At 64.3% G+C, this 13693-nt stretch carries 11 protein-coding genes; 6 read left to right on the top strand and 5 right to left on the bottom strand.

All coding sequences use genetic code 11. The features are described from left to right. Positions 1-63: 63 nt before the first annotated feature. The 3 genes from ACIBI6_RS07940 to ACIBI6_RS07930 are packed head-to-tail and all read right to left on the bottom strand — an operon-like array spanning position 64 to position 2554. On the bottom strand, positions 64-411 hold the full coding sequence (locus ACIBI6_RS07940; RefSeq protein WP_396955972.1) for a GNAT family N-acetyltransferase: 348 nt from the start codon (positions 409-411) through the stop codon (positions 64-66). 28 nt (positions 412-439) lie between these two features. Beyond that, on the bottom strand, positions 440-1720 hold the full coding sequence (locus ACIBI6_RS07935; protein ID WP_364350640.1) for a sensor domain-containing diguanylate cyclase: 1281 nt from the start codon (positions 1718-1720) through the stop codon (positions 440-442). A gap of 24 nt (positions 1721-1744) precedes the next feature. Next, positions 1745-2554 carry an SAM-dependent methyltransferase gene (locus ACIBI6_RS07930; RefSeq protein ID WP_364350643.1) on the bottom strand — a complete coding sequence of 270 codons (810 nt, stop codon included), beginning with the start codon at positions 2552-2554 and terminating at the stop codon, positions 1745-1747. A gap of 302 nt (positions 2555-2856) precedes the next feature. Here ACIBI6_RS07930 and ACIBI6_RS07925 point away from each other — a divergent pair, with 302 nt between their 5' ends. From ACIBI6_RS07925 to ACIBI6_RS07910, 4 genes are read left to right on the top strand one after another with little or no spacing between them, the layout of a single operon-like run. Continuing rightward, positions 2857-3828, top strand: coding sequence for a cation diffusion facilitator family transporter (locus tag ACIBI6_RS07925; RefSeq protein ID WP_364350693.1), 972 nt, complete (start codon positions 2857-2859; stop codon positions 3826-3828). 45 nt (positions 3829-3873) lie between these two features. Further along, positions 3874-4965: a MerR family transcriptional regulator gene (locus ACIBI6_RS07920; RefSeq protein WP_396955617.1), complete on the top strand. Its 1092-nt coding sequence runs from the start codon at positions 3874-3876 to the stop codon at positions 4963-4965. After that, entirely contained in the window at positions 4962-5459 is a 498-nt protein-coding gene (locus ACIBI6_RS07915; protein WP_364350649.1) for a hypothetical protein, read from the top strand. Before ACIBI6_RS07920 ends, ACIBI6_RS07915 begins: the two co-directional genes overlap by 4 nt. Before the next feature lie 6 nt (positions 5460-5465). Continuing rightward, positions 5466-6008 carry an AAA family ATPase gene (locus ACIBI6_RS07910; protein ID WP_396955616.1) on the top strand — a complete coding sequence of 181 codons (543 nt, stop codon included), beginning with the start codon at positions 5466-5468 and terminating at the stop codon, positions 6006-6008. A 115-nt stretch (positions 6009-6123) separates the two neighbouring features. Here the strand turns inward: ACIBI6_RS07910 and ACIBI6_RS07905 are convergent, their stop codons facing one another. Beyond that, positions 6124-7014 (bottom strand): sigma-70 family RNA polymerase sigma factor, encoded by an 891-nt coding sequence (locus tag ACIBI6_RS07905; RefSeq protein ID WP_396955615.1) that lies wholly within the window; start codon positions 7012-7014, stop codon positions 6124-6126. A gap of 125 nt (positions 7015-7139) precedes the next feature. Here ACIBI6_RS07905 and ACIBI6_RS07900 point away from each other — a divergent pair, with 125 nt between their 5' ends. Next, a complete protein-coding gene (locus ACIBI6_RS07900; protein WP_396955614.1) occupies positions 7140-8843 on the top strand; it encodes an MFS transporter in 1704 nt (567 codons plus the stop codon). 268 nt (positions 8844-9111) lie between these two features. Next, positions 9112-9867 (top strand): alpha/beta fold hydrolase, encoded by a 756-nt coding sequence (locus ACIBI6_RS07895; protein WP_364350660.1) that lies wholly within the window; start codon positions 9112-9114, stop codon positions 9865-9867. A 70-nt stretch (positions 9868-9937) separates the two neighbouring features. Here ACIBI6_RS07895 and ACIBI6_RS07890 read toward each other — a convergent pair whose 3' ends face one another. Continuing rightward, the gene (locus tag ACIBI6_RS07890; RefSeq protein ID WP_396955613.1) at positions 9938-13684 is read right to left on the bottom strand and encodes a type I polyketide synthase; all 3747 of its coding nucleotides are present in this window, start codon (positions 13682-13684) and stop codon (positions 9938-9940) included. Positions 13685-13693: the final 9 nt, after the last annotated feature.

Genomic DNA, 13693 nt, shown 5'->3' with positions numbered 1-13693 from the left:
GGGCGGTGGCTGATCAGCGAGCACGGCTCCGTGGTGGCGCTGGCAGGGACCAGCACGATGGGCCTAGCTGCCCGCCCGCCACTCCGGAGCCGACACTGACCAGACCTCCACATCGAGCCGCTGCCCACGAGGCGGGCAAAACTCCCACAGCACACCGTCTTCGGTCATTCCCAACCGCCGAGCCACGGCGATGCCGGGATGATTCGGTGACGCGACCAGCCACCCCACGCGGTGGATGCCGCGCTCCTGGATTGCCCAGTCGATGATCACGCGGGCGGTCCGGGTCGCCAGGCCACGGCCCGCGGCCGAGGGCTCCAGCCAGCAGCCCGCTTCGGCGACGCCGAGTGCGAGGACCATCGTCCGGAACAGGACGCTGCCGACCAACTTGCCCTCCAACCGGATCCCATAGATCCGGCCGGTGTCGGCCGCCCGTTGGTAGCTAATGCCGGAGCCGGCGTCCTCCCATGGCCTTGTTGCGGTACATCGCGGTGTCGACGGCGTGCATCATTTCGTCGATATCGGTGGGGCGGTCTTCGGCGAAAACCGTTCCGATGCTGGCGCCTACGACCACGGGCCGCCCGCCCACCTGGATCGGCGTGCCGAGCCCGTCGAGCAGCAGCGCGGAAATTGCTTCCAATTGCTCTGTGCCAGTGCACTTCTCGACGAGTACGATGAACTCGTCGCCGCCGATTCGCGCGACCAATCCGCCGACGGATTCGGCGGATTGCCGAAGCCGCTGGGCAACGTCGCGCAGCACCCGATCCCCTATCGTATGCCCCCACACATCGTTGACTTCCTTGAAGCCGTCGAGGTCCAGATAGCAAACACCAACTGGTGGAATGGCATTGGCCAGTCGATTGAAGAACAGGACACGATTGGGCAAGCCGGTCAGGCTGTCGTGGTTGGCATCGTGCCACAGCTGGTCGGCCAGTTGTTTGCGTTCGGTGACGTCGACGGCGACACCGATCAGGAAGCGGACCCGCCCACTGCTGTCGCGGACCGCGGACATGGACAGGTCGATGCTGGTGATGGTGCCGTCGCGGCGGAGATGGTCGGTTTCGAGACGGAAGCGGTCGGTCCGACCGCTGAGTAGGTGCTCCAAATTGGCATATGCGTCACCGATATTCGCGGGACCGAGCAATTCGGCGACCGACCGACCGGGCATCATCGCCGCGGGTAGTCCGAGCATATCGGCCATGGCCGCGTTCACCTCCAGTACCCGACCGGTGACGTCGACAGTCCCGATCCCAACCGACGCTCCCGCGAAGACCGCTTCGAACCTGGCCTCCGACAATTGCCTTCGCACCTCGGCCTCCTGCGCGGCCGAAAACGCCGCTGCGAGTGTGGTTTCCTGCTCCCCTAATGCCGCGTTCCGCAGCGCAGAGGTGAAACCCGCGGCGAACTCGGCAGCGACAACTATCGCACGCTCGCGAACTGGCACGTAATCGGATTCGGTTCCGGTGGGGCAGATTTCACGAACCATATCCCGGCAGATAACCAGAACCGAACGGCTGACGGCGATCTGGTCACGATAATTCGCCGTGACGAGCACCGCGGCGGCGTCCTGGGCAACCGTGACCTCCCGCGTCCCGCGCAGGGCCGCGATCAGCACATCGGCGAGTTCCGCTAGCAGAGTTTCGATTTGGCTTCGGGTGATGATCGGAGCGACAGCGCCGTCGAGCGCATCCGCCCATCGCATCGCCAGCTCACGCGTCCCCACACGAACCCCCTGCCACGGCTCCGGTCAGACTTTCCGGCCGACGCCCGCCAGGCCGAGCGATCGGCCCGGCGTCTCGTATAGGTCGCGTTCGGATTCCGGCCGCCAGGCAGGTAACTCGACGACACCGGGCTCGACCAGCTCCCACCCGTCGAACATCGCGCAGATACCGTCCTTCGAGCGGAAGTGGATGCCGACGCGGGTCACATCGGCCGCATTGCGACCGAGCTTGCCCGCGTCCTCGGGGCGCAGCTCCGATGTCAGGTGTGAGATCGCGACGTAGCTTCCGGTGGGGACAGCCGCATGCAGCGCGGAAACCTTCTCGACCGGCAGCTCTTCGTCGGATACCAAGTGCAGCACCGCAACCAGCAACACCCCGACCGGTTGCGCGAAATCGATGCGGCCGGTCTCGCGGACTCGGGCGAGCAGCTCATCGGGCTTGCGCAGGTCGGCTTCGATGGCGGCGACCTTGTCGTTGTCCACCAGAATCGCGCGGGCGTGGGCGACCGCGACCGGATCGATATCGGCGTAGAGCACGCGAATCTCCGGATCAATGGACTGTGCGACCTCGTGCACATTGCCCGCCGTCGGAATGCCCGAACCGATATCGAGGAACTGACGCACCCCCTGGTCGGCCAGGAAGCGGACCGCACGGCGCAGGAAAGCCCGATTGCTCAGCGCCAGACGGGGCAGGTCGGGCACCAGTTGTTTGCCGGCCTCGGCGGCTTTGCGATCGATCTCGAAATTGTGTGAGCCGCCCAGCAAGGCGTCATACATCCGTGCCGGGCTCGCCTGTTGCATATCCACGCCCTCGGGCGCCCACGCAGGCCTGTCCATCGCATCCCCTCTGCATTCACCACCGGACCAACCCATCCAGGTCCGCACCGCCGGATACCGCGTTGTTGATCACCGAATGGTGCAGTCCGCATAGTAGTCGGGCCGGTCGGTCCGAATGATCACGAATTCGCCACTGTTGACCTGGGCCTTCGAGCGGCGATTCATATTCACACATGCGCATGAGTGCAACATCGACTACGCTGTCGGACGGCAGCAATATCAAGCGGAAGGAGCGTTCGACTATGGGCGAGCAGTGCGTGTCGCCGAAGCGGTCGGCAGCGGTGGTCGGCGAGGCTGAGCACATGGATCATGACCACGCACACTCCGGCCATTCGGACAAACACGGCCACAGCCACGACCACGGCGTCTCGGCGGATTCGAATCCGCGCTGGCTGGCCATCGCGCTCGGCTTGATCGTCGCGTTCATGGTGGCGGAGGTGGTGGTCGGCCTGCTGGCGCAATCGCTCGCGCTGATCTCCGACGCCGCGCACATGCTCACCGATGCCGCCTCGATCGTGCTCGCGATGATCGCGATCCGGTTGGCTCGACGTCCGGCCCATGGGCGATACACCTACGGGTTCAAGCGGGTCGAGATCCTTTCGGCGCAGGCGAATGGGATCACGTTGCTGCTGCTTGCGGCGTGGTTCGTGTATGAGGGCATCAATCGGCTGATCAATCCGCCGGATGTCGAAGGGCCGCTCGTGTTGATCACGGCGCTGGTCGGGATCGTGGTGAATATCGCAGCCGCGTGGAGCATCAGCCGGGCCAACCGGACCAGCCTGAATGTCGAGGGCGCGTTCCAGCACATCCTCAACGACCTCTACGCCTTCATCGGAACCGCTATCGCGGGCGCGGTGGTGTGGCTGGCCGGGTTCGCCCGCGCAGATGCGATCGCGGCGCTGGTCGTCGCGGCATTGATGATCAAGGCGGGCTGGTCTTTGGTGCGGGAGTCGGGGCGGATCTTCCTGGAGGCCGCGCCCGCTCATCTCGATCCCGACGCCATCGGAGCGCGCATCGTGGCGGTCCGGCAGGTAACCGAGGTCCACGACCTGCACGTCTGGCAGATCACCTCTGGACAGGCGTCGCTGTCGGCGCATGTCCTCGTCGACGACGCTGCCGACTGTCATGCGATTCGTTCGATGATCGAGACCGTGCTGCACGACGAATTCAGGTTGGAGCATACGACTTTGCAAGTGGACCACTCGTCGGATCTGGAGGTCTCCGCCGACGATGCGCACTGCGCCGATGCGCACGGGCCGGTGCACCGGTCCTGATCGCCCGTTTGACCTTCGACCTACCCGAGACTCCATGATGAGCGGGTGGCGGGCGATGGGTTGATCACGATTGGCGGGTTGGCGCGGGCCTGTGGGCTTACGGCCAGTGCGCTGCGGTTTTATGACGATTGCGGGTTGCTGGTTCCGGTTCGGGTGGATGAGGTGACCGGATATCGGTACTACAGCGACGCGCAGGTCGATCGCGGGGTGATGATTCGGCGGCTGCGGGGAATCGGGGTGCCATTGGATGTTGTTTCGGAGATTTTGAACGGGGACGGGACGCGGGCCGGGCGGCTGCTCGAGGACCATGTGGCGGAACTTGCGCGGCGAGCCCGGAATGCGGCTGCGGTTGCGCGGGTGATCAAAGAGGAGATCGGGGCGGGCGCGGTGGTATCCGCCGCGGTGTTGGCGGCGGCCATCGAGCAGGTACGGTCGGCGGCCGCTCTGGATCGTGAAATACCAGTGCTGTCTGGGGTTTTGGTGGAGTCGCGTGCGGATTCGGTTACGTTGACGGCTACGGATCGGTATCGGCTGTCGACGCGGGCAATGGTGCCGGTGCGGCCGGGTGGGGCGTGGTCGGTGGTTGTCGATGCGGGCGAGTTGGGTGGAATCGGTTCCTGGCTGCGGGAATTGGATGAGGTGACTGTGCGTGCTCTGGACGATGGGCTCGTTGTGACCGGTCGCGGCTCCGAGCGCCGGTGCGGGACCATCGATGCGGCGTTTCCGGACTATCAGGCGATGTTGGCGGGGCTGGGTACGGTTCGGACACGGGTGGTGGCGGGGCGAAGTGCGCTGCTCGCAGCGCTCGAGGCGGGCGGCGCGGCGCCGGTTGGCTTCGCCGTCGATCGGTCAGGTCTTGTTGTGAGCTGCAATGGGCAACTCAGGCCTGGTTCGCCTGGCTATCCCGAGTTACTCGCACGCCTGCACATTCCGGCAGTGGTTACCGGACCGGGTATCGAACTTGCCTTCTCCCCCAAGACATTACGACCCGCATTGGCGAGTGCGATCGGTCCGGAAATCATGCTCGATATCGCTGCGGCCAACGCACCGGTGATCGTTCGTTCCGCGACGGACGGTGAGCTGACCACGCTCGTCATGCCGACTGCCATTACGAATTCGAAGGAGTGTGGCGCATGAATCCCGCTGGTGAAACCATGGCCGCCATCACACAGGCGGTCGAGCTCGGGCGAACAGGCTCGCCGGACGCTGCGCGGGAGGCGCTGCTCGGGATATGGGCGACGCTCGGTCCGCAGGGTGATCCATTGCATCGGTGCACATTGGCGCACTATCTCGCGGATCTGTATGACGATGCGGCACAGGCGCTTTGCTGGGATGTTCGGGCGCTGGACGCGGCGGACAGTCTGACCGATGAACGGTTGCATCGGCACGATGCGAGTCTGGATGTGCGGGGCTTCTACCCGTCGCTGCATTTGAATCTGGCGGACAACTATCGGCGGCTCGGGTCATTCGCTGCGGCGCAGTGCGAGATCGACGCGGCGCGAGGGTGTGTGGATACGCTCGGCGATGACGGTTACGGGGCAATGATCCGCACCGCCATTGATGAAGTCGCCGAAGCGATTCGGATGCGAACTACCGCTCGACGTGTCTCCGCTCCAAATGGACGCGGGTAGCTGCCCATGAGTCGCTTGCCCACCCTCGTTGTCGTGAGCGGACCGCCGGGCGCCGGTAAGACAACACTCGCGCATGCGCTGGCCGCCAAGGTGGGGTGCCCCGCGATCTGCCGGGACGAAATAAAGGAAGGCATGGTGCACGGGCGGCCGGATTTCGCGGCAAAGCCCGGCGACGAGTCGAGTCTTCGCACACTGCCGACGTTCTTCAGTGTGCTGGAGCTGTTGTTGCGAGCGGGCGTCACAGTGGTAGCGGAGGCGGCATTTCAAGATCGCCTGTGGCGGCCGGGGCTCGAGCCGCTACGTGGTCTCGCCGCGATGCGAGTGGTGCAGTGCGAGGTAGAGCCTGGCATCGCGATGGCGCGAATTCATCGACGTCAGCGCGAAAACCCTTTGCGGCGAGCACATTCCGGGCCGGGCACTGTTGCATCCGACGTCCACCGCGTGTTCGACCGTATATCGCTGGATGTGCCGACGATAGAGGTCGACACGACGGACGGGTATCGACCTGGACTCGATGAGATCGTGGCATTCGTCAACGGCCACGGATGACCGATCTCCTAGGCCGAATGCGGTCGCTCGGGCGGGCATGCCGTCGCGAACACGACAGCGAAATCGAATTCCTGCCAGGTCATCAGCCCGACGAACTGTTCCGGAGTCCGCGGACCTACGTCTCATCAGGAACGGCGAGAGACATGTCAGCGATACGGTTCGGGTCGGCGATGATCTCGATGGTGGCTATCCGATGGTCGGTGATAGTGAAGGCCAGAAGGAGGTTCAGGTTTCCGCCGGGGGCAACGACCAGGCCCATGTGGCCATTGATGAGGGCGGGACGGGTGTAGGGGGCCTGGCTGGAGAACATCAGGGCGCTGGAGGCGACGCGGCGAGCGCCACTCATGCGGATCGGGTGTCCGCTGGGGGCAGCGACATCATCGGCGTGCAGTTCGACGTCCGGGTCGAGTACGGCGATCAGCGCATCGAAGTCACCGCTACGGGCGGCCCGCAGGAAGGCATCGACGACCACACGTTCATCGGCGATGCGGTCGGTCTCGGCCAGGGGCGCGCCACGGACACGGCGGCGGGCGCGGGCAGCCAGTTGTGCGGCAGCGGCTGGCGTACGTCCCAGGATGGGCGCGAGTTCGGCGTACGGCAGATCGAACAGGTCGTGCAAAACGAAAGTCAGTCGCTCAGCCGGAGTAAGGGTGTCGAGCACGACCAGTAATGCGAGCCCGACCGAGTCGGCCAGCACCGCCTCTTCCTCCGGATCCACGCTGTCCGCGGGGATGGCGGGCAACTCGGTCGGTAGCGCGCCGACCGGGTCTTCGCGGCGGGCTTTGCGGGCCCGCAACATATCCAGGCAGATGTGGGCGACGACCGCGGTCAACCAGTTCCGCAGGTTGCGCACACTTTCGGTGTCGGCGCGGTCGAGTCGCAGCCATGCCTGTTGCACGGCGTCGTCCGCCTCGCTCGCCGATCCGAGCATGCGGTAGGCGACCGCGCCGAGGTGGGCGCGGTGGTCTTCGAAGCGCTGCGCGAGCCACTGGGTCTCCTCGGACATCGGCGATCTCCTTCCGTCCGATTCGCGTGTCATGTCGACGGGTCGTGCTCCGTCATATCTATGACGGACGAAACCGCGGTGACATGACACGCCCACGGCCCCCTCTTGGACAGAAGGGCGAACTGATGCGCACGACATCCGAACTGCGCCCGACACCGGATCGACGGCGCTGGCTCGCACTGGTGGTATTGCTGGTGGCCGGGTTCATGGACCTGCTCGATGTGACGATCGTGAATGTGGCGCTGCCGACGATCCAAAGCGATCTGAACGCACCCTACGCGGATCTGGAGTGGGTGGTGTCGGGTTATCTGCTCGGATTCGCGGCGTTGCTGATCACCGGCGGCCGACTAGGCGACCTGGTCGGCCGCAAAACTATCCTGCTTGTCGGCCTGACCCTGTTCACGCTCGCATCGCTGGCATGCGGGATCGCCCCGGACCCGGCGTGGCTGATCGCCGCACGAATAGTCCAGGGCGCGACGGCCGGGCTGATGATCCCGCAGATCCTGGCGATCATGCACGTATCGTTCCCCGCCGATGAACGCGGGAAGGTGCTCGGAATCTGGGGCGGTGTGCTCGGCTCGGCATCGGTGGCCGGATTGATCGTGGGTGGAATCCTGGTGCAGGCCAACCTTTTCGACTGGGCGTGGCGGCCGATCTTCCTGGTCAATGTGCCTGTCGGAATGCTCGCGATTCCCGCGGCGATGGTGCTGGTGCGGCAGTCCCGCTCGGCCACGGCGGATCGATTGGATCCGATCGGCACCGTCCTCGCGATCGGCGCGGTCCTGCTGCTGGCATACCCACTGACCGAGGGACGCACCCTCGGCTGGCCGGTCTGGACCTTCGCGCTGATCGCCGCCGCCGCGCTGGTCCTTGTGGCATTCGTCGCCTTCGAGCGACGCCGGACCGCGACCGTCGGATCGCCGCTGGTGGTGCTGAATCTGTTCCGGGAGCGCACATTCAGTGTAGGTATGGCTGTGTGGCTGTTGTTCTGGATCGCTCTCGGCGGCTACTTCCTGGTGTGGACGCTATATCTGCAAGCGGGGCTCGGCTGGACGCCGCTGCGGGCCGGGCTGAGCGCATCACCTTTCGCGGTGGCCGCTGCGGCCGGAGCCGGATCCAGCGTGCAGGTTTTTGTGCCGCGCTACGGGCGGATGGTGCTGTTCGCGGGCGCGATGATCAACGCCGCCGGGTTCGGGCTCTACCTCTATCTGGCCGCGCACTACGGCTCCGGCATCACCTCCGTGCGGATGTTCGCACCCCTCGCGATCAGCGGATTCGGGTTCGGACTCTTCGTCGCACCGACAGTCGACCTGATCCTTTCCGGAGTTCCCGGCCATGATGCCGGGTCCGCGTCCGGACAGTTGTCGACCATTCAGCAGGTCGGCATGGCGCTCGGTGTCGCGCTGGCCGGAGTGTTCTTCTTCACCCAACTCGACAACACCTCCGGCCACGGCACCACTGCCACCATCCCCACGCTCCAACAGCAGCTCACCAACCTGGATATCCCCGCCACCGCTCGAGACCAGATACTTGGTCAGTTCCGCGCCTGCGTACACGATCGCTCCACCGCCACCGACCCCACCGCCGTGCCGTCCAGCTGCCAGCCCCGATCCGGACAACTCGATCCACTACAGCAAGCACTCACCAGAGCCGGGCGAGAAGCCAACGCGCACAATATGTCTCGCACCTTCGCACAAACGCTGTGGTGGGCCATCGGCATTCTGATCGCCGTCGCCGCGGGAGTGTTCGCGCTGCCGCGGCGGTTGACCACAGCATCCGAAACAAGTTGGCCCGGTAGGGATTCGGTTGCATCGGATGCCATGCACTGAGACGGCGCGGACAGCCGCCGCAACGCATGGCTCTGGCCGCAAAAAGCCAGCCATCCGGTCGGGCACCCGCAACAGTGCCAGCGCCGAAACCACCAGTTCCACATAGCCGGGGCGGCCTCCGCCTATACACCCATGGCGGGTATGTTCGTTGAATGCACTCCGCTCCGATGCCCCTGGTCCATGAGTCACATATTCGTTGTTGACGGCTCGGATTTATTTCGCCTGTTCGAGGCAGTCTCGCTGAATCCAACGAAAGGCTCTCTACCATATGGGCAATAGCTGGCTACGTCGCCTGTCCACGTCCCCGGGGAATGGGTCCCATAAATTGATCTGCTTTCCTCACGCCGGTGGCTCCGCCATATCCTTCGGGCCATTGGCCGGGTGCATGGGATCAGAATATGACGTTCTTGCTGTCCAGTATCCCGGACGACTGGACAGAAGACATGAACCGCTCATCGATAATATTTCAGACCTCGTCGATGGTGTACTTCCTGAACTGATAGAAACGGTTGAGGGTGCCGAGAATTTTTCCATATTCGGCCACAGCATGGGATCTGTCGTAGCTTTTGAAGCCTGCCGACGGCTCGAGCAGGAATTAGGAGCGACCGCGAGAGTCCTCTTCGCCTCCGGTCGACGCGCCCCGTCGTCGACGCACTCCGAACAAGTGCACCTGATGAGCGATCCAGAAATATGTGAACTATTACTGAGCGTCGGCGGCACACCATCGGCGTTGCTCGAGGATCCTGAATTCCGAGAAATGATCCTGGCGACCGTCAGAAACGACTACCGAGCTATCGAGACTTACGAGTGCACTCCGGACGCGACAGTCAGCTGCCCCATGGTGGCAATTGTCGGCGATCGCGACCCCGATGCAAGTTTCACGGAAGTAGAGGCGTGGAGTTCGCACACCTCTGGTAGCTTCCTCGCGAAAGCATTTCCAGGCGGTCATTTCTTTCTCGATGCGAATCGCCGCCCCGTCGCGCAGCTGATCCGCGAGCACAGCTCACAAGCGCTGTTGAGCTAGACGAGCGTCGTCGCGGATTTTGGTGGAGCCACGACTGGGTGAGCATTCGCTCACCCAGTCGTTACTACTGCTAGCTCATACCCTTTTCGAGCCAGCCCTCGATCGCTTCCGCAACATCCACTGAGCCGTCCTCCAGCATCGTGAAATGATCCGCCTGCACCGACACAACGGTTTGCGAATCCCACGGTTGAGCCTGCCAGTCCACACGATCCGACGAGCTTCCCAGGAATGACTGGACACACTGGACGAACAAGGTCGGCGTGACGATGGAGCCGGGCACCATCTCGCGCAGCAGCTGCACATACCGGCTCATACCCGTCAACCGAGCCTGGTCGAAGCGACCGAACGTAGCTTCGTTCGACACCATGTGTTCTGCCATCTCCCGAAGCAGCCAATCGCCGTCATCGTGGATCCTGTAGGTGTCCAACATGACCAGGCCAGCAGGCACTGGGCGGCCGGTGGCTTCCAGGAACTCCGTGACGAGGTAAGCCAGCAGGCCGCCCGAGGAATATCCGAGTAGTACGAACGGCTCTCCCTGCGCTGCCTCGAGCAGACAGCGCGCCACTCCTTCCAATGCCGTCGTCGGCGTAGCTGGCAGTGGCTCGCCCGCACCGAAGCCGATCAGCGGCAGGACCACGACGTCGCGGGCAGTTCGCAGATGCGATGCGATGCGGGCGTACTGATGCGCGCCACCGGTGGCCAGTGGCGGATTGAGGCAGATGATGCGGGGCAGAACAGAACCCGAAGCCAGTCGTGACGGCACCGGCAATCGGTCCAGTTCGTCGGCCGAAGAGAACTGCTCACGTAGTTCCGCCGCCGCCCTCAGCAGAGCAAAGCCGTTACGAGCCTGGCCGTTCTCTACCGCGCCACGGAACATCCCGTACAGCGAGTCGTCTTCGCCAACTCGACTATTGCCCTTCTGTGAGTCTGTGTTGAGCTCCTTTTGCAGGTATCGGGCCAGTGCCGCCGGCGTCTTATGATCGAAGATTGCAGCGGTCGACAGCGTCAGACCGGTGGAAGCATTGAGGGCACTTCGCAACTCCATGGCAGCCAGTGAGTCGAACCCCGATTCGAGGAAGTCCCGCTCGGGGTCGAGAGCCTCGGCGCTCTCATGCCCCAGCAGACGGGCAGCGTTCTCGAGTATGTGCATCCGAAGCCACCGCTCCTGTTCGGAATCGGACAGGTGCGTCAGATGCCTGCGAAGCGCTGTCCCGTCCTGCGTTCTGCTGCTCGGCCGACGCCCGGTCTTCTTGGCCAAGTCGCTGAGCAGCGCAGGCACCGAGTCCCGAGCGCGCAGTACAGCTAGGTCGATCTCGACCGGTACAAGCACCGGACGCTCGGTAGTCGATGCGGCATCGAACAATTCGAGTGCTTTATCGGCAGTCAGCGGCGTGAAACCTTGGCGACGCATACGCTGCCGGTCCACCTCGCCGAGCCACTGCGAAAGTCCGGTTGCGATGTCCCACATGCCATAGGCGAGCGAAGTGGCCGGCAATCCTTCGGCGTGACGGTGCGTCGCAAGAGCGTCGAGGAACACGTTGGCCGCCGCATAACCTCCCTGGCCTGCGGGCAGTATCGAACCTGCCACCGACGAGATCATGACGAAGGCGGACAGCTCGGCTTCGCGGGTGAGCTCGTGCAAGTACCATGCGGCATCGGCCTTGGCGCCGAGCGAATGGTCGATCTGCTCCGGCGTCAAGGTATCGACCAGACCGTTGTAGGCAACGCCCGCCGCGTGCACGATCGCACCCAACGGATGCTCCGCGGGTATCGAAGCAAGCAGATCACGCAGTGCGTCACGATCTGTGACATCGCAGGCAGATACGCGAACCTCGGCACCGAGAGCACTGAGTTCCGCGATGAGATCCTCGGCGGCTGCCGGTCCGCGTCTGCCCGCCAACAGCAGGTATCGCACACCGTGCTCGCTCACCAAGTGCTTGGCGATGTGGCGACCGACCCCGCCGGTACCACCGGTAATCAGGACGGTCCGTTCGGAATCCCAAGGTATCCGCCGCTCAGATTCGGGCGACGCGGCGCGAATGAGCCGCGGCACCCGTGTTCCATCCGCATGGACAGCCAGTTCCGGCTCGCCTGTCAGCGCCGCGGCTACAAGATGATCCGTCGTTGCCGCTTCGCTGGCCTCGACGAGCACGATCCGCCCCGGGTTCTCCGCCTGCGCCGCACGCACCAGACCCCACACCGCCGCCTGAGCCGGGTCGCCCGTGGCGCCGGTGACCACAGCCAAAGTGCTTGCGGCGTACCGTTCTTCGCTGAGGAACTGCTGGACGGCACCGAGCGTGCGGTGCAGAGCCGTGCGCAACTGGACCGGCACGTCCACACCTTCGACCGGGGCCCGGAAGAGCAAGACCGAGGCCGACTCCGCCGCGCCCCACTCGGCCCAGGCGACTCCCGCCACCGATCGCAGCTCCGGACCGGGCCGCCAAATGAGCTCGTACAGCGCGTCATTCGAGGACAGGGTTGCGGCCGATAGCAGTTCGACGGACAACGGGCGCGACGTGAGGGACCGCGCGGACAGCAATGGCGCGCCACTTGAATCGGCCATTGCCAGGGTGACTTCACCCTGATTCAGCACGGTCGACCGAACCCGCACCCGCCGCGCGCCTTCGGCGTGCAAACGCACCGAAGACCAGGTGAATGGAACGAGGGTCTGCCGCTCGGCATGTTCGTCCACGCTCCGCGAACCGGCGACGGTCAATGCGTGCAGCGCCGCATCGAACAGGGCCGGATGTAGGCCATAGCCTCGAGTCGAGACCTGCTCGGGCAGCGCGACCTCAGCGTAGAGTTCCTCGCCGCGGCGCCAAAGGGCTTGCAGCCCTTGAAAAGCGGCCCCGTAGTTGTACCCGTGATCGGCGAGTTCATCGTAAGCGCCATCCAACTCCAGTTTTGTGGCACCGAACGGTGGCCACTGAACAAAGTCAGCCCAGTCTTGTGGCTCGTCGGTCTCCTTGCCCGGGTGCACACTGCCTTGCGCATGGTGTGTCCATGAGACTGCCGGATCGTCGTGGTCCTTACGCGAGTAGATGTCGAGCCGCCGGCGACCGGTCTCATCACTGTCACCGACTATCACTTGGATCTGTACTCCGCCATGCCCTTCGAACACCAGCGGCGCCCGAAGCGTGAGCTCCTCCAGTTCTGGACAGTCGACCTGGTCTCCGGCGTGCATGGCCAGTTCGACGAACCCGGTGCCAGGCAGCAGCACCGTGCCGAGCACGTCATGATCGGCCAACCAGGGATGGGTGACCGTCGACAGGCGGCCGGTGAGTCTGACGCCCCCGCCCTCCGGCTGCGCCACCAATGCACCCAGCATCGGGTGTTCGGTAGACCGTAGGCCGAGCGCGGATGCCTCTCCTGTCTGCGGTTGACCCGTGACCCAGAAGCGGCGGTGCTGGAAGCTGTACGTCGGCAGATCTGTCTTCGCGCCTCCGGAACCAGCGTAGTACCTGGTCCAATCCACCGTCGAACCCGCGACGTGCAACCGGGCGAGGCCGGTCAACACGGTCGATGGGTCCGCGTTGTGGCGTCTGGTCAAAGCGATTGTGGTTACGGTGTCGAGGATCTGGGTGATCATCGGGGTCAACACCGCATCAGGCCCGACCTCGGCGAACCTCGACACACCCATACCCGCCATCGCGACAACCGCATCAGCGAAGCGCACCGCCTCACGAACCTGACCCACCCAATACGACGCATCACACATCTCATCCACAACCCGCACACCAGTCACCGTCGACACCAACGCGATACTCGGCCGGTTGAACACCAAACCCTCGATCACCGTCGCGAACTCAGCCAACATCGGCTCCAT

The organism is Nocardia sp. NPDC050412 (assembly GCF_044458825.1).
Lineage (GTDB): Bacteria > Actinomycetota > Actinomycetes > Mycobacteriales > Mycobacteriaceae > Nocardia.
Note: the sequence above shows the minus strand (reverse complement) of the source record. Positions and strands in the feature narration are given on the sequence as shown.

Coding starts and splice junctions, on each gene's coding strand:
- ACIBI6_RS07930 (WP_364350643.1), bottom strand. CDS start 2,554: ATGGACAGGCCTGCGTGGGCGCCCGAGGGCGTGGATATGCAACAGGCG.
- ACIBI6_RS07925 (WP_364350693.1), top strand. CDS start 2,857: ATGGATCATGACCACGCACACTCCGGCCATTCGGACAAACACGGCCAC.
- ACIBI6_RS07915 (WP_364350649.1), top strand. CDS start 4,962: ATGAATCCCGCTGGTGAAACCATGGCCGCCATCACACAGGCGGTCGAG.
- ACIBI6_RS07910 (WP_396955616.1), top strand. CDS start 5,466: ATGAGTCGCTTGCCCACCCTCGTTGTCGTGAGCGGACCGCCGGGCGCC.
- ACIBI6_RS07905 (WP_396955615.1), bottom strand. CDS start 7,014: ATGTCCGAGGAGACCCAGTGGCTCGCGCAGCGCTTCGAAGACCACCGC.
- ACIBI6_RS07900 (WP_396955614.1), top strand. CDS start 7,140: ATGCGCACGACATCCGAACTGCGCCCGACACCGGATCGACGGCGCTGG.
- ACIBI6_RS07895 (WP_364350660.1), top strand. CDS start 9,112: ATGGGCAATAGCTGGCTACGTCGCCTGTCCACGTCCCCGGGGAATGGG.
- ACIBI6_RS07890 (WP_396955613.1), bottom strand. CDS start 13,684: ATGTTGGCTGAGTTCGCGACGGTGATCGAGGGTTTGGTGTTCAACCGG.